This is a genomic window from Akkermansiaceae bacterium (genome assembly GCA_024233115.1).
Taxonomy (GTDB): domain Bacteria; phylum Verrucomicrobiota; class Verrucomicrobiia; order Verrucomicrobiales; family Akkermansiaceae; genus Oceaniferula.
In genome coordinates, this window is record JACKQB010000005.1 from 40,024 (window position 1) to 60,499 (window position 20,476).

The window sequence follows — 20,476 nt, forward strand, 5'->3', positions numbered from 1 at the left end:
TTATAATGCCCGATGTTCCCCTTACATGCATTATGAAAAAAATCACATCAAGCCTCTTCATCGGGTGTGCTGTTAGCCTTCTCGTGCTTCCGTCCGTCCACGCTCAGGTCACGGCCACCTGGGACTATAGTTGGGATCGTGTTAGCGATGGGTTTCCGGGCGGTAGCGACAATGGCGGCCACTGGAACTCGTTGGATATGTCCATGAGTACCGCAGTCATTGACAATGGCCCCATCGGCGGCTCTTCCCCACTCAACGATTACACCTGGGTCAAGGACACGGCATTTTCCATCAATGTGAATATTGGCAACTGGGACTGGGGTGACGCCGATGCCCTGTTTCTGGTCATTACGAACAGTGCGGCAGCACCGGACACTGCGAATGCCGACTGGACCGCACTTTATCTTGATGGCTCCGGAAATTATTATGCCGCCGTTTACGCCAACTCACCGACGAGCACCCATAATGTCTTGCCGTTGATGACAGGAACTTACTCCAAGACCACCACGGGTAGCGGCACGGGCACGGACACCATTTTCTCACTAAGCTTCAGCGAATCAGAGCTGGCGACCCTGGCAACCGGTCCTGGTGGTGCCTCATGGGAGGGATTTGGCTACCCCTTTGACAATGATGGCGACACGACGGGCAACTCGGACACGCCGTATCGCATGGGCCTCTGGGGAAGATCCTATCTTGATGGTGCGCTATCCGTCAGTTCCGGTAGCAAGGGAGTTTCTTGGACCGTGATAGATACGGGTAGAATCGGCACCATTGACCTGGTCCATGATTTTGAAAAGGGGCCAACCACGATCCCCGAGCCAAGCAGCGCACTCCTGGTGACTGCCGCTGGTTTGGGTCTGATGCTGCGCCGTCGCCGTTAGACCGGTCCGGCGCCTGCGGCCCGGGTATTTCCAATTTCCAGTGTCCGGGGGGGCGATGTCCCACCGGACCCCTTTGCCCGTCTAGCCCCTGCGGATCTCGGACCCCTTGAAGCGGATCATGATGCGGAAGACCTTTTTCTCGCGGCACTCGATCCTACCGGTCTTCAAGTCAATACGGCTCGGGATTTCCTTGAGATGGATGTCCACGGAGGCAAAAAATCCCCGCTCGGACAAAACATCGATAAGCATGGCGACGGCTTTGGGTTTTCCTAACAATGAATCCTCGGTGTTCACATGCGCCCTGCCTGAAATGGCGTGGGGTACGATGATGGGCATGATTTTTGTATTGATCAGCTCCACTACATCCCTGAAGAGTTCCGGGTGTTCCAGATGATAGCGGTCGAGCCGGTACACCAGATCCCGTCGGGCGTGACTGATGACCTCACCCGCTTCCGGCAGATTCCGCAGCACATCGTAGGTGCGGGGGTCGAGTTCCAGGGAGCTTTGATACTCCAGCTCATGGAAGATGTTCTCCTGGACGGCCTGCAGGGGTAATTGGGCGTTGATGAAGTGGTAGTGGAATATTTGTTTCAGCGAAAGCAGGGCTTCATAGGTATGCTCCTTGAAGGTGCGATAGCGGTTGCGCGCCAGGTCGACATTGGTATCGGTAGGGCGCTCCTCGAGAAGCTCGCCGACACCGGTCCGTTTCACCTCCTCGTTGTGCGCGATGATTTCGCGTCCCCGTTTGAGCTGACGGGCGATACTTTCCGCCTCATCGACAAACAGCACCATGATGTGATAAATGGGTTGTTTGAAATGCACCTTGAGGGGGGTGTCCTCGAACTCGCGCCGAAGGGTAACCATTTTATCATAGAGCATCTTGATACACTCGACCTGCACCTTGGTGCGCGGAAAGCCATCGAGCACGACCCCTTCACGGTACGAGGGGTTAAGCAATTTGCGGAACAGGATGTCCACGACCTCGCGGTCGCCCACCATGTGGCCCTCGGCCTTGAGCGAACGCATTTCGGGAGTGTCGAGAAGGGAGCTGACCACAATGGGTTCGGACGAGATATCGCGGACTTTACAAATGTAGGCGGTGTTGGTGCCTTTGCCGGAGCCCGGTGCCCCGCCTAATAAGATAAGCTCCTTCGGGAAACGCATTTTCTCCCTGCCCCGTTCGGCCTCCAGGGCGTCCCATACGGAATTGAAAATAATCTGGGCGTCCTTGACTTCGAGATCCGGGCTCTTTTTGGGGGAAGAATCTGTTGTGCTCACGGGCATGTGGGTAGGTGAGGGGTGATAAAAAGTCGAGTCTTTAGAAAATGTACCAAGCGGTTCTTTGTTGGCCAGCGGCCTGAACGAGAGGAAAAATGACATCTTTACGAGGAAAAATGACATATACAAAGCGAATATGCCGCCGTATAGATATAACGACATGAATAATCATTTTGATCGCCGTAAATTTATCGGTACGATGGGGCTGGCAGCGGCCAGCAGTGTGGTTCCTACCCTGGGACAGTCCGCCAACAAAAACAGCAAGCTGCGCCTGCTCCAAATCGGAGTCGGTGGCATCGGCGCCATGGACAGGAACGCCCTCAAGAAACACCCGAAGGTGGAGATTGCGGGACTCTGCGACATCAACAAAAAACACCTCGACGAGGTAGCCAGGCAGTTTCCCAAGGCGGCCACCTACGCGGATGCCCGCATCGCCCTGACCAAGGACATCGACAATTACGACGGTGTCGTTGTCTGCACCCCGGACCACTCCCACGCCGTCTTTGCATTGCAGGCCATGGCCAAGGACAAGCACCTCTTCCTGCAAAAACCCGTCGTCCAGCAGTTGGATGAAATCCGCATGCTCAAGAAGGCGCTCGCCGCCAAGCCGGGGCTGGCCACCCAGATGGGCAACCAGAGGTCGGCCATAGCAGGCCGCAACCAGGCCATCGCCATTCTGAAGTCCGGCGCACTCGGCAAGGCCACCTCCGCATGGGCGTGGACCGGCAAGGTCGCCGTGAACCACTACTTCGACAAACCATGGCTGGAGAAATACTACGATGCACAACCGGTGCCGTCGCACATCAACTGGGACCTGTGGAAAAACTGCTACGCGGGAGAGGTTCCCTACAACAACGACATCGCCCACAGGAAATGGCGCACCTACTGGGAGTTCGGCGGTGGTCAGCTCGCCGACTGGTGCTGTCACCTGCTCGACGTCATCTTCCTCGGCCTGGACCTCGAGGCCCCGATCTGTGTGCAGACGGACACTCCGAGGCCCTCCACCCCCGTCGGCCACTCCGCCTACAACCAGTCACGGCTGACGTTTAACAAAACAGCCTACACCAAGGGCGAGCGGTTCATCGTCCACTACAATGACCACGACATCCACCCGCCGTGTTCGGAAACAGGCCTGCCGCTGGGAACGAGGTACGGAAGCAACCATACCATCTTCGTTTGTGAAAACGGCACCATCGTCCTTCAGGCCAACGGCACCCTCCACATCTACCAAAACGGTAAGAAAGTGGACAACTTCCCGCTGCCGAAGGTCGCGTCGCACAACCACTGGCATGATTGGGTGGACAATTGCTTCGGTGCGAAAAACAAGCTCCTTGGCGACCTCAACATCGGTGCCCTGGTCACCGAGGCCGGCTTGCTCACGGTGAAAGCGACACGCTACCCGAACCGCGAACTAATCTGGGACTCCAAGGCGAACCGCTTCAAAGACGATCCGCCTAACAAGCATATCCTCAAGCGCGCGGAATACCGCGACGGCTTCAAGCCGCCGGCGGAGTTTGCCTAGGCCCCATTAACCGGCCAAAGCCTTTTCCAACACAGCCGCCGCCCGCTCGGAGTATTCGAGTTGGGCGGCTTTTTCCTGCCCGCGCGCACTCATCTTCGACCAGGTCTTGCGGACGATGTTGATCATTTTCCCTTCCTCGGTGTGCTCAATCAAGAGATCGAACTGATGTTCAAGAAACACCAGGCACAAGGCGTCTTCGAGCGTCTGGCAGTCGGGATCTGACTTGAGGTTGTTCTTCAGGTTCAACTCCTGCACCCGTGCGATCGTGTCATCATCGTACCCGACCTCCCGCAGGATCTCAGCGGATTTTTCGGCGTGGAATTTTTTTAATCCCGCCCGCCATTTCAAGTAACCGGCCCGGCCCATCGGCTGGGTGCTGCGGGGAACCTTCCAGCGGTAAATATGCTGGCAGCGCGAGGCGAGCCGGAGTTCTTCCGAGGCACCGGGGTCGAGTGTCAGCACGGCCTCGGTCAGACGTTTGGCGAAGACGAGTTCCTTCGGCTGCTCGACGCCATTCACGATCACCGCGTTGGGGTCCTGGGCGTTGGCGGCATCGAAGCGGGCGTAGGCTTGTTGTAGCAGTGTGTTGTTCATGAGCTTGTATTTTATGTGTTGTTGAGATTGCGGGTATTCAGGCTCCTGCTGAGGGTCCGGGTGCAGGAAAATCCTGCCAGCCGGGCCGCATCGCGGATGGTCAGCTCCGGGTCCTCCATCAGCTTCCGGGAGGCAATGAGGGTGCGCTCTTCGCGTAAGTAGTCGGCTGGGGTGGTTGCCAGTTCATCGCGAAACAGGCTGTAGAGCGTGCGCTGTGAGATCCCCGCGGCATCGGCTGCCTGCTGCAGGGATACCGGCTTGAGGATGTTGGTCTTGAGAAATTGGACGGCTTGCTTGAGACGGGGATCGTGAACGATCGTGGCATCACTGCTTTCCCGCGCCACCAGTTCCCCGACCGGGACCATGGTGCTGTTTGCCGGACTGGCCCGCTGGGCTGTCATCAGCTGGTGCAGCAGGGTGGCGGCCTGTCTGGAGACTTCCTCGGTCCGGAGGTCGATGCTGGTGATCGGGGTTTGGGCGCACTCACATACGGCGCGGTTGTTGCCGAGGCCGATGATGGCGAAGTCGTCCGGGATTTTTTTACCCGATTCCAATACCACCTCGATCAGGTCGGATGCGGTCAGGTCATCGAGTGCGAGTATGCCCGTCCGCGGCGGCAGCAGTTCAAGTTGCCGGCTGAGGTGGGATTGTTGTTCCGACCACGATGTGTTAGGGACCTGGTTTTTCCTGTTTTTGATCGGATGAAAACTGAATCCGGCTTGCAGCACGGTGTCTTTAAAACCGGCCTGTCGGGCATCCGACACGGAGCCTGGAGCGGGGGAGTAAAACGAGAAGTCTATGTAGCCACGGGAGATCAGGTGATCGGCGGCCATGCTGCCTGCGGTGTAATTGTCCGGGCTGACGACCGGGATGTTGAGGCCTTTCGGCAGGTTGCTGTTCAAGGCGACCACCGGACAGCGCTTCGCTTGCTTGCTCACGAAGTCCTCAAGTTTGGGGCGTATCCCCTGGATGTAGAGGATGCCGTCACCTTGCCAACGCTTCGGAATATAGCCTGTGTAGTACGCGCGGAGTTCGAGGTGCCAGTCGTATTCCAGGGCTTGCGAGATGATCGTGGCAAAACATTCCGGATCATTCCATCCCAACGCAAGCATGACATTGAATTTTTGCTGCGCGGGCATATCCGGGATACTGGTCGTGATTGCAGAAATTGTCAATGTGTTGCAAAGTTTAGCAGTTTCGGTGCGGGCTGTTTTGGGTATTCTTCGAGCATGAATTACCCATCGTTGCGATTGTGTGGCCTGTTGTGTTGTTGTGTCTTGCCCGTGCTGGGGTCGGGCGCGGTTGTCGGCGGGGAGTTTTTGCCGGATACCAGGCTGGAGTTTTCCAAAGTCCCCGCACGGACACCCGCCACGCATTCCGTGGACGGGCCCTTGTTAGGCAATGGTGATATGAAGGTGGCGATCGGGGGGGCACCGGAGGCACAGCGATTTCATCTGGGGAAAAACGACATGTGGCGACTCCAGCACGGTTATGGAAACTCGAGCCCGGTGACCTTCGGCGAGCTGGTTCTGGATATCCCCGCGCTCAAGGGCGCCGGCTACCGGGTGGAGATGCCGCTGGACGATCCACGGGCGGAAGCGACGTTCAAACGCGGTGCGGTAACGGTGACGCAGAGCAGTCGAGTGCTTGCCGACCGGAATTTACTGTGGATCCGACTCGAAGCACAGGGCGGCGAAGTCGAGGTGAACCCCGTTCTGAAGGTGAAGCAGGGCAGGGGATCGGTATCGACCGCCGGCTATCGCGACGGCCTGTTAGTGGCTGCCCGGTCGTTTCCCTCGACGGTGGTTGACATCCCGTCGGGAGCCGCCGTGGCGGTGAAGGTACTGGGGGCGGAGGTGAAGGAGGGTAAGGCGAAAGCAAAGCCGGTATCCACCCAGACAAAGCCGTTTCATGTGGAGATAGGGCGTGAGCAGGCACAGGGGGGACGCTGGAGTTTTCAGGGGGTGTTAGATGAGTTGGCGATCTATCCTGGCGCCTTGACAGCAGCTGATATCACCAAGGTGAGGGATGGCACCTATGCCGGAAAACCTCGGCACCACTGGGATTTTGAAAAGCCGCTGCCGAACTCGCACGGAGTCAAAACCGTCGAGGGCAAGGCGGGAAAAGCCCTGCTGTTTGCCGGTGGAAAGACGAGTCGGGTCGATGCCGGGGTGATTGAGCTGCCGGCGGACGTCGTCAGCATCGCCTCGTGGATCTCCATCGACCAGGTAAACGATGAGGCGAATTACATCGTGAGCTGCGGCGAGTGGAACAAGGGGGTGAGCCTTGGCCTGTCGGCAGGCAAGCTGCGTTTTTCCGTGCAGGGTCGCTATGTGGAAACCAAGCCCCTGCCTTTGAAAAAGTGGCTCCATGTCGCGGCGGTCTGGAACGGCTCCGACATGGTCGTCTATGTCGATGGAAAAGTGGCCGCCAGCAAGACCGGCGGCAGCGACCTGGCGGCGGGTGCGAGTTTTATGTTAGTTCCCGGTAAGCCAGTTGACGTCGTGCTGGCGATGGACAGTGTGTTTGACGCCGCCGACTACCAGAGCCGCGTGGTCAAGGCTGCCAGGGAATTGCAACAGGCGGATCTGGCTGCGATGGCCCGGGCCCACCGCGATTGGTGGTCGGCCTACTGGCAGCGCTCCTGGATCAAGATCGGCGACCCCGAGCTTGAGCTGGCATATTATCGGAGTCTGTATGGCATCGGCGCGTGTAGTCGCAACCTGAGGTTTCCAGCGGCGATCTTTGGCTGGGACACTACGGACGAGCCGTCCTGGCATGGCGACTACCATTTGAACTACAACCATTTCGCCCCGTTTTACGCCATGTATTCGGCGAACCGACTGGAGCAGGGTGATCCGCAGGACACGCCGATGTTAGAGTTTATAAAACGCGGTGCGTGGTATGCCAAAAACGTCACCAAGACGCGCGGGGTGTTGTTTCCCGTGGGGATCGGTCCGTGCGGAATCGAGACCACCAACGGCAGGTCCTCTCATGTTACGGGCGCGAACGCAGAGCTGGGAGGTTTGTTTTTCCAACAACGCTCGAACGCAGCCTACTCGCTGGTGAACATCGCGCAACGTTGGCGGTGCTCCTATGACCTGGAGTATGCCAAAAAAGTGTATCCCCTGGTTCGCGACGTGGCATTGTTCTGGGAGGACTATCTGGTGGAGGAAAAGGGACGCTACGTGATTGTCGGTGACGCCGTTCATGAGGGTTCGGGACAGGATTTGAACCCGATCCTTTCGCTGGGCATGGTCCGTAACTCCCTGGACCTGGCGCTCGACATGAGTGCCGCCCTCAGGGTTGACCTGGACAAAAAAAAGAAATGGCAACACATCCTCACCCACCTCAGTGGTTGGAGCACCCAGGAGATGAAAGGGAAAACGGTGTTTCGCTATACCGAAAAGGGAACGGCATGGTGGCCTAACAACACCCTGGGGATTCAGCAGATCTACCCGGCCAACTGCATCGGCCTCGATAGCGACGCCAAGTGGTTGAAGGTGGCGCACAATACCATCGATGTCATGGGGCGGTGGCTCGATGGCAACGGCTCCAACAGCTTCTTTCCCGCCGCAGTCAGGGTGGGGTATGACCCGGAGGTCATCCTCGGGCAACTACGCAGGTATTCGGCGCACACCTATCCTAACGGCTTCCAGGCCGGCAACCCGCACGGGATTGAAAACCTGTCCACCGTCCCTAACACGCTCAACGAAATGCTCTGCATGTCGCACGTGCCGGTGGGCGGCGACACGCGCAAGGAGTCGGTGATCCGTGTGTTTCCCGTCTGGCCGAAAGACAAGGACGCCCGGTTCCACCAAATCCGTTGCTGGGGCGCGTTTCTTGTTTCGAGTGAACTGAAAAACAGTCGGGTGCAGTATGTGAAAATCACCTCCGAACGAGGCCGCACCTGCACCGTGGTCAACCCATGGCCGGGGAAAAATGTGGTGCTCGTGGGCCCTACAAGGAAGGAGGTTCTGAAAGGCGACACCCTGAGCTTTGAGACGACCGCTGGGGAGGCGCTGGAACTAAGGGAGCAGAAGTGACCTGTGGTGAACAAAACTAACAAAACAAGAAAAACAAATCAATGGCCGCCGCCGATATCATCGTTCTCGTTTCCTACTTTGTCATCACCCTGGGTGCCGGGTTATGGTTTGCCCGTCAATCCTCCAGTGGTCTGAGTTCGTATTTCCTGGGGGACAACAAACAAAAGTGGTGGATGCTCGCCTGTTCCGGTTCGGCGACGAATTACTCGGTCGACGGCACCGTGTGGATGATTTCCATGCTGATGGTGCTCGGTATGAAATCGTGGTGGACAACGATGATCTGGTGGATGCCGGCGTCGGTCATTCTGATGTCATTCACCGCCATCTGGATTCGCCGCACCGGGGTGATGACGGCGGCCGAGCTGAATGTGGTGCGCTTTGGAAACGACACCGGAGCCAAGGCGGCGAGGACGGGTTTTGCCATCATGATCACCGTCTTCAGCATCGCACAACTGTGTATGGCCTACGTGGTGATCCACAAATTTGCGGTCATCTTTGGTTTTCCGGGCCACCCGAGCGCGTTGCTCATTGTCGGCGTGACCGGCATCTATGTGATGTTCGGAGGATTTCGCGGGGTGATCATCACGGATTTTGTCCAGAATGTTTTGTTAGTCGTCGTCTCCGTGGTCATCGGGGTCATTTGCATGATGCATTATTCCGCGCAGGAGGTGCATCAGGCGGTGGCCAGTGGGGCGGGCGAAACGGCGGTGACAACGGCCTACTGGAAATCGCTCGCATATGATGCGAGTCCGTCGCTCGGCACATTCGAGGGATCGGCGAATTACTCGGGCTGGAAAGATTTTGGCGGCGCCGCCCTGGCGTGGTCGGTGGTGGGGCTGATCGGCTGTTTCGGTGGCGCGGGAGGCCGCTACGGGGAGCAGCGTTACCTGGCGGCGAAAAACGCAAAGCAGGCCGCGTGGCAGGCCGGGCTGTGGTCGGTTCTCGCGGTGCCGCGTTGGATCGTGATCGCCGGCCTGGCATTCCTCGGGTTCACGGTGTTCCGGGAGTCGGCCCTGGCGGACCCGGACAGCGTCTATCCCCTGTTTGTGAAATCGGGTTTGCTGGTTCCCGGAATGAAGGGGCTTGTCATCGCCACCCTGGCCGCCGCGTTCATGAGCACCTTTAGCTCGGAGGTAAACGCAACCGCCTCGATGATGGTCCGCGACATTTGGCAACCCTTGTTTTGCAGGGATGAGGAAAACACAGGCCGGGCCATGCTGGTGTCTTACCTGGCATCCGCCGTCCTGATCGGGTGTTGCATGTTCTGCGGGTATTTCTTTGCCGAAAACAGTTCGCTCAACGCGATCTGGACGTGGATGTTAGGGGGGCTTCTCGCGTGTTATGTGATCCCCCTGGCGATGCGCTGGTATTGGGCACGCATGAATGGCTGGGGGTTCGCCGCGGGTAGTGTGTCGGGTTTGCTTCCGGCGTTTGTATTGCTGTATAAAAATTTTGCGCCCGCCGGGTCCGCCGTACACGGGGTGCCCGACAGTATGTTCACCTACGGAATCCTCGCGGTGTCGCTGGTGACATGCATCGTGGTGTCGCTGTTGACCCGACCCGTCGAGTCGCGTCACATCGACGAGTTCTACCGCCGCGTCAGACCCTTCGGCCTATGGGGCCAGGTGCGAAAACGTGCCGAGGCTTCCGCTTTGCCGATGAACGCCCCCCTTCCCGTTGGTCGGGCCATGCTGAATATCGTCATCGGCTGCATCGCCATCTACAGCCTCTACATGACCCCCGTTTATCTGATAGGTAAATGGTATGTCGAGGCCGCCATCACTTTCTCCATTTTCACCCTTTCCGCGGTCGGCCTCTATTTTACCTGGCTGAAAAAACTGCCTGAGGAATAACGATCACCCATATCATGAAACCCATCGAAGAAATTCTAGTCATTCACCACAGCCACCTCGACCTCGGCTACACCCATAGTCAGCCGGTGGTGGAGCGCCTGCACGTCGAGTTTATCCAGCAAGCCCTGGATCAGCTTGATGACACCGCCGATTGGCCAGCGCACTCGGCGCCCAAATGGACCTGCGAGGTGACATGGCCGGTGTTAGACTGGCTGAAACAGGCGGCTGAGACGGAAATGGAACGGTTCCGCAAACACTACGCGGATGGACGCATTGATGTGTGTGCGCTGCCATTCGGGATGACGCCGCTGTTGGGCCGCGACACGCTGGCTGAGTTGTTGAAGCCCTTGGAGGTATTGAGAGACAGGCTTGGTGTTGTGCCGCGCACTGCGCTCCAACATGACGTCAATGGTTTGCCCTGGCCGATGACCGGGCAGCTGCTAGATGCCGGAATAGAGGCCTTGTTCATGGGCATCAACGCCCATTGCGGCGGCTCGCCGATGCCGCGTCCGGGTGTCTTTCACTGGGAGTCACCGACGGGCCGGACCCTGCCGGTTTTTAATGGTCTGCACTACAGCATGTTTGACCAGTTCGCCCACGTGAGTGAAAATGACGACAGTCGGTTCAAGCTCGGCATTGAGAACCTGGTCGATTTTCTAACGGAGAAAAACTACACCTGCCCCTTCGTCTGGATCTCGGCAACCAACTCGCCGCAGGCCTGGGACAATTCACCACCCAACCCGGAGTTGGCACAGCTGATACGGCGGTGGAATGAATCCGGCGGACAGCCTCGTATCCGCTACGCCACCCCGACGGATGTGCTGGACCGGTTGGCAAGCCTACCGGAAAATGAGATCGAAGTGCGGCGTGGTGACTGGACCGATTATTGGAATTTTGGTTGTGGCTCGACGGCGGCGGACACAGCGCTGCAAAAACAGGCGGTGGAGCAATTGGCCATCGCCGACCAGCTCAGGGACAAGGGATACGGGAATCCTGGACTATCGCGTATGAGGGAGGATGCCGTGGACGCCATCCTGCGCTACTCCGAGCATACCTGGGGATCCGACCGGTCGATTATGCTCGATAGCGCGCATGTGCGGTCGCAGTTGTTGCTGAAGCAGCATCACGCCAGCCAGGCCATTGAGCGCGCATCCTTTCTGCTGTTTGATGCGCTGGAATCCCTCGCCGAAAACGCCGCCCAGAGCAGGGGACCCGTTGAAGGGGTGCTGGTTTACAACCCGTCATCAGTGCCATTCGACGGACCGGTGGCTATCCCCGCGTCATGGCGGGAGGACCGCAAGAGGCTGCGTTGCGAGAGGTTTGGCTATGACGCGCGCTATGTCGATTTCCAGTCGGCCCCCCGCTTCGGACCGATCAGGCTTTCGCCCGGCGAGTGGAAACGACTGACTCTAACGGATTTGCAACCCTTTGTCCCGGCCACCCCTGTAACAACCGGAACCCACGAGGACTCGGAGGCCGGTACCAGACCGGCAACGATCCTGAACGAGGAGCGCAGCGAGGCGGTCGAGTTTATCGAGTCGCCATGGCACCGGCTCGATTACCATGCCAGCACCGGGCGTATTCTCGGTTTCATCGACAAGCAAAGCGGATGGAACCTGCTCGCAGAGCATCCGCAGCTTGGATTTTTCGAGTACGTGCACGAGCGCCCCGACCCCCGCTACGACGAACGCCATGAAGCGTATTACCAACGCGATCTAGAGGCTGAGCGAAACTTGAAATCGTGCTGGAGGCCCGACTGGAAAGTGCTCCGCGAAACCCCCGAGCGTGTCCTGGAGCACCGGACGGAAGGCGATGCCGCCAGCGTCACCTTCGTGCAGTCCCTGCGCGCACGCGGTACGGAATTTTTGGAACAACGCATCACACTGCACAGTCACACAGCCCGTATCGACATCGAGGTTGAGCTTGTAAAATCGGACACCCGCACGCCGGAAGCGATCTATTTTGCCATGCCCTTGAGTCTCGATGCAGGCTGGCGCGGGTATTTTGACACCGCCGGCGAAAAGATCGAACTGGACCGGGATCAGTTGCAAGGCTGTTCGCGGGGGTGGGTGACATCCGACCGCTTTGCCGCCATCTGTGATGACCGCCACGGGGTGGCGCTGTTTACCCCGGACGCACCGTTGGTCCAATTTGGCGACTTCAACTTTGGCCGGGACATCCAACAGAACCCGCGCGATAAAAACCCGCTGCTGCTGGCCTGGCCGATGAACAATTACTGGAACACCAACTTCGCGGCATCACAACCCGGACGGGTAAGCTTCCGTTATGCCCTACGCAGTTTTAAAACGCAAGATCTGGATAAACTGGCCGACTGGGCCTCGGAAGTATGTTCACCGCTCCAGGTTCACCCCTGGGTTGGTTAAGCGGGAAACTGCCGTTGCGTTGTCAAAGGTCAGTCTTGTAGGGCTTGACACACAAGCCCGTCGTCTTCAGTGCTTGGCAGCCGCTTATGGACTCCGAACCACTTCTGGAAATCATTCACACCGACCCCCACTTCGTGGTTGTCAACAAAGTGAGCGGCATGCTCTCGGTGCCGGGTCGTGACGTCAAGGACAGTGTGACCAACCGCGTCCGGGCGATGTTTCCCGACTGCAAGGAAAGCCCGGAGGTACACCGGCTGGACATGGATACCTCGGGACTGATGGTGGTGGCGCGCACCGTGGAGGCGCACCGGCATCTGTCCATCCAGTTTCAAGACCGCTTGACCCAAAAACGTTACCAGGCGTTGTTAGACGGGGTGTTTGAGGGAAAGGAGGGCACCATCGAGCTGCCGTTCCGCCTGGACATCGACAACCGCCCGATCCAGATCTACGATGAGGTACACGGGAAAATGGGGATCACGCACTGGAAAAACCTCGGCATCGAGGGTGGTTATACCCGTGTTGAGTTCATCCCGGTCACCGGCAGAACGCACCAGCTACGGCTGCACGCGTCGCATGAAAAAGGTCTCGGTATCCCGATTGTCGGCGACCCGTTTTACGGAAACGGCACAGGTCCCGGCCAGATGAAGCTGCACGCCTGCGAGTTGTCATTCAGCCACCCTGTGACCGGGGAAGTGATGACGTTCCAGAGTGCGCCGGCATTTTAGCCTGAGCTGTAGGCTGTTGCAGCGGTGGCGGCGGCTGGGGCTGGCAGGTCATCAGATCAAACCCTTCCGGATTGCGGCGGCGACGGCGGCGGCGACGTTGGCGACCCGTAGCTTTTTATAGATGCTTTCCGTGTATTGCGAGATCGTCCGGTAACTGACTTCCATGCGGTCGGCGACTTCCTTTTTGACATATCCCATGGCGAGGAATTCCAAGACCTGCTGCTCGCGACTGGTTAGGAGGTTTTCCTCGTCAAGATCGGTATTGCCGCTGAGTGCCTTCAGGACGATCCGCGAGAGTTGCGGGTCGATCAGGCTGCACCCTTCGTGGACTTCAACGATTGCTTCGCGGATGGATGCGATCGATGCGTCCTTGAGTAAATAACCGGAGACCCCCAGCCGGATGGCTTCGATGGTCGTGTGGTAGTCATCGTTCTGGGTGAGCACCAGGATATCGCTCCTCGGCATTTCCTTCCGCAACACGGGGACCAATTCCAGGCCGCTTTTACCAGGCAGGTTGAGGTCGAGCAGGATAACATCGCCGTCCGCAGCGGTGTTGTTTGCCAGCTTGTCGAGATAATCTTCCGCGCTGGTGTAGATGGCAGTGCATTCCATCTGCTCGGAAACCTCCAGCATCCTTTGCAAGGACTTTGCGTAGGGGCGGTTGTCTTCGATGATCAATACTCTGATAGTCTGGGTCATGGTGGTTTATTTCTTGAGTTTGAGCAGCACACGGGTGCCGGTTTCGGGATCGGACTCGACGTTGAGTTCACCTTTCAGGCGTTCTGCGCGTATTTCCAGATGGTGCGGAGGTGGTGAGCCTTGGGGCATGCCCTTGCCGTTGTCGTCGATGTGTATCTCGATGCGTCCGGCGTGCCGGCGGGTGAGGATGTCAACGTGGCTGGCTTCGGCGTGTTTGGCGATGTTGTTGAGTGCTTCTTTGACAAACATCAGGAGGTCCCATTGTTCGGCAGCACTCAGCTGTTTGGCAAGTTTGCCGACTTCCAGGGTGCAGTTGTACTGGATGCCCCCGAGTATCTGTTGGGCTACTTTCCGGATCTGGGGTTCGACCTCGAAGCTGGCTTTGTCGGATTCCAGAAAGCGCACGAAGTTCCGGGTTTCCCTCGATGTTACCCGTGCGGTGTGGAGGGTGTCTTCGAACATCTGGTTTTGCAGGTCGGTCGGTTGCTGGATGGTTTCCTGGATCAGTTCCGTCATGTGCACCAGACTGCTCGCGTTGGCCCCTATTTCATCATGGAGATCACGGGCAATACGGTCCCGGACGCGGCTCCAGCGACGGTCTGCAAGCAGCTTGATGAGCCAGACCAGGATCACCAATGTGATGATGATGATGATCGCGATGACAATGAAGAACTGCAATCGTTCACGCTCCTGCCGCTGGGCGAATACCAGGTCTTGCTGCAGGATCGCCAGCCTCCTGTCCAGTGCCGCCCGGTGGGTGAGCGCTTCGGCCCATTCGCGCAGCGGGATGATGGTGCCTTCGGTGGTGAGACCATCGCTGAGTCTGGTCAGCCCCACTCTTGTGCGCTTGTTGCGGATGGCAAATCTAGCCGGTAGCGTGACGCCATCCGCCAGGAACTCAATCTCGCTCAGGGCGATCCGTGCCCGGTTTTCGATGCGGAAGTCGAGGACGGGATTCTGGACGCTCAGCCGAAAGTAGCGCCCTTCGGCATTGGCCAAGCGGAGCATGAGCGGGCTCGATGCCGGTTTTGGGAAATTGTTTCCGGTTTCGTAGATCAGCTTTCCCTTGGCCGACCGAGGGGTGTCAAGTTGCTCCAACCTGATCCGGGTGGGAAATCCGATGCCGCTCGAGAGAGGGAAATTATGCTGGGCTGAATGGACCACCGGCCAGATTCTTAGTTCATCGATGGTGCGTTGCTCTCCCAGATCAATAAGGATCGCGAGTGAGTCGGCCATGTGATAGAAATTATCAAACGGGTTCTGGAGGTTCTGTTTGATGGGTGAGAAAAGGGAAAAGCCATCCACCAGGCAGTCAGGGTGCCATACATACCCAAAAGGATTGCTCGAAGACGTCGTGACCTTGGAGCCCAGGGCGACGTTCCTGGCACCTGAAAAGACGAATATCTCGCTAAGGGTGGTGACGTATCGGGTGTCCCACCATGTCGGGTTTTCTGCGTGGCGCAATACGGTTAGGCGTATCCCGTCCGCCAGAACAGGTTCTGCGAGATGGAAAAGCTGCGGTTCGATACCGGTCACCGTGTAATCCTGCTGGCTGTAGTCCACAATGGTTTCGCTCGATCCGTCAGCGCGTATTCGCTCGATGGTAAAACGCACAGGGAAGCCAAACGCGGCGACCTCACCGGTGTCCGAGGTATAGCTTGTCGGCAGCAGGGCAAGCAGGTCGATGCTTGCTGGAGCTACGAACTTGAGGTCGATCTGTAACGGGTGATCGCGGGGTTTACCGAATGCCGACCGGTAGCCCAGGGTCCACGGGGTGGGGGTGAGCTGGAGCTCCGGTAATGTTTTCACCTCGGATTTCAGCGCATCAATATCCTGCTGGATCGAGTTGGCACTGCTGAGGTCCTTTGCCACAGCGATCCCTTGCCAGCCGACCGTCAGCCCGGACACCAGCATAGCCAGCCACAGGGTGAATCCGGGGCAGATGCGGCGATGGCTCAGTGCGGCGCGAGTATCCATGAGGTCAAACAGCCGTAGTTTGCACCATTCCATTCTGGAAAAAAGCACGAATTGAATTCGGGTAAACACGGTCGATTGACCGTGTTTACAAAATGGTTTCGATGACTACTATGAGGGTCCTTTCGAAGGATTCACACACAAAAACATCATGAAAAACGCATCTATCATAACCGGTTTCGCCGGCCTTGCGCTCGCCGCCGGGACCGCATCCGCAGCTACGATCAACATCCAAGGTCGCCTCTCCAATGTTGAAACGCCCACAACTGGCCTCGGCCTCGAATGGGGTGATAACTCGGGTTTGGCAAATAGTGCTACCATTCCTAGCCCGGTAACGGACAATGACGGAACCGTCACCTTGACCGTGGCCACCAATGGCCAGCTATGGAACACCGGAAACTCAGCCGGAACCTACCAAGCAGGCGAGGAGTGGAACATACGCCAAGGCAACGGCACCATCTTGCCCGTTTCAACCACCGCCGCCGCGGCCTTCACCAACGGCTCCTACCTGTCCATTTCACTGGCTTCGGCTGGTGCCTTCGACTGGACCTCGCTCAGTGCCAACCTCTGGCGCAATGGGTCACAGTCGCCCAACAACTTCCAGTTTGCCTACAGCACGGATGCCTCATGGACAACTGCTGATTTGATTGGCACGCTACAGACCCAGGCTTCCGGCACTTCTGGAACGGGAAACGTGGTCACGGTTTCAGCCGGTGCCCTTGATCTTCCAAGTGGCGTCACTTCCGCGGAAGCCCGCCTGTATTACTGGGATACCACCGGAACCACCAACTTGGGTGGCAACTTCCACCTTTACGACGTGTCCGCCAACTACACGGCGGTCCCCGAGCCATCGAGCACCGCTCTTCTTGGCCTGGGTGGACTTGCGCTGATCTTCCGTCGCCGTAAGTAAAACAATATTCTTAATGATCAACCGGCGGGCGGGCATTGGTCCGTCCGCCGGTTTTTTTTGCAAGGAAGGAAAATCATGAAAAAAATGCTGCCGTGTCTGATGGCCCTATGGCCACTGTTAGTCTGCCCTGTGAATGCACAGCCCAACGTCATTGTCATCTTCATGGATGACCTGGGGTATAACGACATCGGCGCGCAGACCTATCCCAACCAGAGCAATTATTACCCCAGCTCCGGACCCACACCGCAGCCGAACTACACCGATCCGGATATCCCGGCTCCCAACCAGGCCCGGCTGCTCACGCCCTCGATCGATTCCATCGCCACGCAGGGCTTGCGGATGACGCGGTTTTACTCCTCGCCGAAGTGTTCGCCCTCACGGGGCAGTCTGCTGACCGGGCGCTATGACCGACGGATCAGTATCAACGCGGTTTTTTTCCCCACCTATAACAACGGCTTGAACACCACGGAAGTGACCCTGCCCGAGTTACTGCGGCAGCAGGGTTACGCCACGGGTATGGTTGGCAAATGGCACCTTGGCTACAATCCTAACAAACACAGCCCGTGGCAAATGATGCCATTGCGCCATGGCTTCAGCGAGTTCTTCGGCACTCCGCACAGTAACGACATGAGCGATTTCCACCTCATCCGCAACGAGACGGTCGAGGTTGCCAACTTTAGCTCGGCTACCGAGCAGGCGCAAATCACCTGGCGCTATACGGAAGCCGCGCTGGACTTCATCCAGCGCAGCACCGCGAATGACAAACCTTTCTTCCTCTATTTTGCGCACAGCATGACGCATATTCCCTGCTGGCCGTCCGACCGGGAATTCACCAACGCGGATGGCACGGTCTGGCCGAAGTTCCTCGGCTCCAGCGGCGTGAGCCAATACTACGATGTGGTCAAGGAAGTCGACCACAGTGTCGGCCGCATCCTCGGCAAACTGGACGACCTTGCCATTGCCGACAACACCGTGGTCATTTTCACCTCGGACAACGGGCCGTGGCTCAGGCTATCCAACATCAATCTCACGGACCGCTCCGTCGGCTCTGCCTATCCTCTGCAGGATGGCAAGTTCACGACCTGGGAAGGGGGCTGCCGCGTGCCGTTTTTGGTCCGCTGGCCGGGTAAAATCGCCGCCAACACCGTCTCTAACCAGGTGGCGGGTCTGGTCGATTTATTACCCACGTGCGTGACCATGGCGGGAGGCACCGTGCCTGGCGATCGCACGATCGATGGTGTGGACATTTCCGGCCACTGGGAGGCCGAGCCAGGATGGACGTCACCGCGTTCCGCATACGCGCTCTTCGATGGCGACGGGAATTTGGAAGCGGTGATCAAGGGAGATTGGAAATTGAGAGACGGCAAGCTGTATAACCTGGCCAGCGATGTTCAGGAGCAGACGGATCTCGCGGGCTCCCAGACCGCGGTGATGAACGATATGAATGCGGAAAAGGCAAGCATCGCCGCATCCATCAGTGCCGAAACCAGCCCGCGCGGAATCTTTACCAACTACGAGGTGCTGCTCTCCGCAAACGATGTGCAGGTCGCCGAGGGCGGCACGGCGACACTCGATGTCCAGCTTTCCGCCAATCCCGGCAAGACGGTCGTGGTCACGGTGTCGCATTTCAGCGGAGACGCTGACCTCTCCGTTGCCTCGGGTGCCAGCCTGACGTTCACCACAGGAAATTGGAACACCCCTCAGACGGTGACATTGGCCGCGTCCCAGGATGCGGACACCGCGCATTCCGGTGCGACCTTCCGTCTGACCACGGATGACATTCTCCAGGTGCGCGAGCTGTTTGCGTTTGAAGTCGACGATGATGCCGCGGCTGCCGTGGAAACATCACTGGAGTGGCCGAAAGTCGATTCCGTCGTCACGCAGAACGCATCGGTCAAGCTCCTGGTGGAAGGCAGTGTGCTGGTGGGTGCCTCGCAGAACCCCGCAGGCTCGACATTCCAATGGCTCAAGGTGTCCGGTCCGGGTGCCGTCACCTTCACCGACCCGACCGCGCCAAGGACCGGGGTCAGTTTTGGAATGGAGGGCACATACCGGCTGCGATTCCAAGCCAACCACCCCGGCGCAGGTGGCTTTGACACCGTTGATTTCACCGCAACCGTAGGAGCATCGGGGGCAGTCACTCCGGGCGCCTTCAAGTATGCTCCGCTTCTGGCGCACGATGCGACGGAGGACACCGACGGTGATTCTGTTTGGGAAAATGTGCAGTCGCCCGGAACGCGGGACTGGGCGCTCGCCGCAAACGTGACACGCACAACGGCAGACCCGGCGCCGCAACTCGACTTCATCGACGCCGCATGGACATTCAGCGGCGGTGCCATTCCCTCCGGTGGTGTTTCGGCGGACTACGATGCCTACAGCCTCGGCAACGCCAGCTTCGAATTCTGGTTCAAGCCCGCAAGCCTTCCCACAGCCACCCAGCAGGTGCTTTGGGAAACCGGCGGCAATACCGGAGCCTCCTTTGTCCTCGACGGGAACCAGCTCCGCTTTGTGGTCGACGCCCAAGCCAGCGGTGCCATTGCGGAAGGCACGCTCTCGCCCGCCTCGGCACAGGATGGCTTCGTGCATTGCGTGGGCGTGATCGATTTGGCAAACGACCAGATCAAACTCTACATCGATGGCGCGCTGGTCGATACCAAGGCGATCGCCAGTGTCACAGACTGGGCCGGCGTCAGTGGGTCCGGCCTCGGGACGATCACTGACAGCAGCGTGGTTGAAACAAGCAGTCAGAGTCACCTCGGGGGAAACATGCTGCTCAGCGGAACCCATAACCCGTTTGCTGGCATGGTGGCGCATTACCTGTTTTATGACAAAGCACTCACGGCGGGTGAGATTACCGATCTGGCGTCGGGGCCAAGAACTCCGGACATCACCCTGAATGTTGCGCCGGTGGTTGCCGCTGGTGCCGACCAAAGCGTCGCCTACACCGACGGTGCCAATCTGGTGGGCTCCGCCACTGATGATGGTTTACCTGCATCGGGTTCATTGACCACAGCATGGAGTTTGTATGCAGGCCCCGCGAGCCCCGCGTTTGGCGACATCAATGCGCAATCCACGACAGCAAGTTTCAGCCTGCCGGGCACGCATCAGCTCTGGCTCGAGGCCGATGATGGGGAGGTCAAGGTGTTTGACGCAATGACCGTTACCGTGGCTCCGTTTACCTACGCCGAGTGGGCGGACGGCATTTCTTTTCCCGCCGGTCAGGATGGAGCCGAGGATAATCCCGATGGTGACGCCTGGAACAATGCATGGGAATGGTTGTTCGGGTCCAATCCCTTGGTCGATGATTCGAGCTTGAATCACACAAGTTCAGCCACGCAAGGTGCAGGCGAAAACACCACCTTCTCATTCGAGTTCGTCATCCCCCGGAACCGGGAGCCGGATCTGTTTCTTCAGTCGAACGAGGATCTGTCGCCTAACTGGAATGACCTCAATGCCGTCCTACCCACGGTCGAGGTGATCGATGCGCAGACGGCACGATGGACCTTCGAGCTGAGCGTGGACATGACCCTCAAAACACGATATTTCGTGCGCGCCAAACTGAACCCGTAGGCCGGACGGCTCGCCGGAGTGTGGAGGAGTTTGTCCTCAG

Annotated in this window: 13 protein-coding genes; 8 read left to right on the forward strand and 5 right to left on the reverse strand. The window is 58.2% G+C overall.

Annotated elements, in window-relative coordinates; translation table 11 throughout:
- Positions 1–32 precede the first annotated feature (32 nt).
- Complete coding sequence (locus tag H7A51_14075) at positions 33–881, forward strand: PEP-CTERM sorting domain-containing protein (GenBank protein ID MCP5537345.1); 849 nt, start codon at positions 33–35, stop codon at positions 879–881.
- An 81-nt stretch (positions 882–962) separates the two neighbouring features.
- Here H7A51_14075 and H7A51_14080 read toward each other — a convergent pair whose 3' ends face one another.
- On the reverse strand, positions 963–2,165 hold the full coding sequence (locus H7A51_14080) for a nucleoside monophosphate kinase (GenBank protein ID MCP5537346.1): 1,203 nt from the start codon (positions 2,163–2,165) through the stop codon (positions 963–965).
- 154 nt (positions 2,166–2,319) lie between these two features.
- Between H7A51_14080 and H7A51_14085 the strand changes: the two genes are divergently transcribed.
- Positions 2,320–3,681, forward strand: coding sequence for a Gfo/Idh/MocA family oxidoreductase (locus tag H7A51_14085; GenBank protein ID MCP5537347.1), 1,362 nt, complete (start codon positions 2,320–2,322; stop codon positions 3,679–3,681).
- A gap of 6 nt (positions 3,682–3,687) precedes the next feature.
- Here the strand turns inward: H7A51_14085 and H7A51_14090 are convergent, their stop codons facing one another.
- Both H7A51_14090 and H7A51_14095 read right to left on the reverse strand, forming a co-directional pair.
- Positions 3,688–4,275 carry a DUF4202 domain-containing protein gene (locus tag H7A51_14090; GenBank protein ID MCP5537348.1) on the reverse strand — a complete coding sequence of 196 codons (588 nt, stop codon included), beginning with the start codon at positions 4,273–4,275 and terminating at the stop codon, positions 3,688–3,690.
- A gap of 11 nt (positions 4,276–4,286) precedes the next feature.
- Entirely contained in the window at positions 4,287–5,450 is a 1,164-nt protein-coding gene (locus H7A51_14095; GenBank protein ID MCP5537349.1) for a substrate-binding domain-containing protein, read from the reverse strand.
- A gap of 54 nt (positions 5,451–5,504) precedes the next feature.
- Between H7A51_14095 and H7A51_14100 the strand changes: the two genes are divergently transcribed.
- From H7A51_14100 to H7A51_14115, 4 genes are all read left to right on the forward strand, one after another.
- Positions 5,505–8,321, forward strand: coding sequence for a hypothetical protein (locus H7A51_14100; protein ID MCP5537350.1), 2,817 nt, complete (start codon positions 5,505–5,507; stop codon positions 8,319–8,321).
- A gap of 41 nt (positions 8,322–8,362) precedes the next feature.
- Complete coding sequence (locus H7A51_14105) at positions 8,363–10,174, forward strand: hypothetical protein (protein MCP5537351.1); 1,812 nt, start codon at positions 8,363–8,365, stop codon at positions 10,172–10,174.
- A gap of 14 nt (positions 10,175–10,188) precedes the next feature.
- Complete coding sequence (locus H7A51_14110; protein MCP5537352.1) at positions 10,189–12,558, forward strand: glycoside hydrolase; 2,370 nt, start codon at positions 10,189–10,191, stop codon at positions 12,556–12,558.
- 86 nt (positions 12,559–12,644) lie between these two features.
- Complete coding sequence (locus tag H7A51_14115; GenBank protein MCP5537353.1) at positions 12,645–13,283, forward strand: RluA family pseudouridine synthase; 639 nt, start codon at positions 12,645–12,647, stop codon at positions 13,281–13,283.
- Between the two features lie 51 nt (positions 13,284–13,334).
- On the opposite strand, the gene H7A51_14120 is transcribed toward H7A51_14115, so the two are convergent.
- Positions 13,335–13,982 carry a response regulator transcription factor gene (locus tag H7A51_14120; GenBank protein MCP5537354.1) on the reverse strand — a complete coding sequence of 216 codons (648 nt, stop codon included), beginning with the start codon at positions 13,980–13,982 and terminating at the stop codon, positions 13,335–13,337.
- Between the two features lie 6 nt (positions 13,983–13,988).
- Positions 13,989–15,959 carry a hypothetical protein gene (locus H7A51_14125; protein ID MCP5537355.1) on the reverse strand — a complete coding sequence of 657 codons (1,971 nt, stop codon included), beginning with the start codon at positions 15,957–15,959 and terminating at the stop codon, positions 13,989–13,991.
- A gap of 148 nt (positions 15,960–16,107) precedes the next feature.
- On the opposite strand from H7A51_14125, the gene H7A51_14130 reads away from it, so the two are divergent.
- A complete protein-coding gene (locus tag H7A51_14130; protein MCP5537356.1) occupies positions 16,108–16,866 on the forward strand; it encodes a PEP-CTERM sorting domain-containing protein in 759 nt (252 codons plus the stop codon).
- Positions 16,867–16,941: 75 nt separating this feature from the next.
- Positions 16,942–20,436 carry a sulfatase-like hydrolase/transferase gene (locus tag H7A51_14135; protein ID MCP5537357.1) on the forward strand — a complete coding sequence of 1,165 codons (3,495 nt, stop codon included), beginning with the start codon at positions 16,942–16,944 and terminating at the stop codon, positions 20,434–20,436.
- Positions 20,437–20,476 lie beyond the last annotated feature (40 nt).

What these genes read in the sequence shown, in the direction of transcription:
- H7A51_14075 (MCP5537345.1), top strand. Translation starts at nt 33, where the DNA reads ATGAAAAAAATCACATCAAGCCTCTTCATCGGGTGTGCTGTTAGCCTT.
- H7A51_14080 (MCP5537346.1), bottom strand. Translation starts at nt 2,165, where the DNA reads ATGCCCGTGAGCACAACAGATTCTTCCCCCAAAAAGAGCCCGGATCTC.
- H7A51_14085 (MCP5537347.1), top strand. Translation starts at nt 2,320, where the DNA reads ATGAATAATCATTTTGATCGCCGTAAATTTATCGGTACGATGGGGCTG.
- H7A51_14090 (MCP5537348.1), bottom strand. Translation starts at nt 4,275, where the DNA reads ATGAACAACACACTGCTACAACAAGCCTACGCCCGCTTCGATGCCGCC.
- H7A51_14100 (MCP5537350.1), top strand. Translation starts at nt 5,505, where the DNA reads ATGAATTACCCATCGTTGCGATTGTGTGGCCTGTTGTGTTGTTGTGTC.
- H7A51_14105 (MCP5537351.1), top strand. Translation starts at nt 8,363, where the DNA reads ATGGCCGCCGCCGATATCATCGTTCTCGTTTCCTACTTTGTCATCACC.
- H7A51_14110 (MCP5537352.1), top strand. Translation starts at nt 10,189, where the DNA reads ATGAAACCCATCGAAGAAATTCTAGTCATTCACCACAGCCACCTCGAC.
- H7A51_14115 (MCP5537353.1), top strand. Translation starts at nt 12,645, where the DNA reads ATGGACTCCGAACCACTTCTGGAAATCATTCACACCGACCCCCACTTC.
- H7A51_14120 (MCP5537354.1), bottom strand. Translation starts at nt 13,982, where the DNA reads ATGACCCAGACTATCAGAGTATTGATCATCGAAGACAACCGCCCCTAC.
- H7A51_14125 (MCP5537355.1), bottom strand. Translation starts at nt 15,959, where the DNA reads ATGGATACTCGCGCCGCACTGAGCCATCGCCGCATCTGCCCCGGATTC.
- H7A51_14130 (MCP5537356.1), top strand. Translation starts at nt 16,108, where the DNA reads ATGAAAAACGCATCTATCATAACCGGTTTCGCCGGCCTTGCGCTCGCC.
- H7A51_14135 (MCP5537357.1), top strand. Translation starts at nt 16,942, where the DNA reads ATGAAAAAAATGCTGCCGTGTCTGATGGCCCTATGGCCACTGTTAGTC.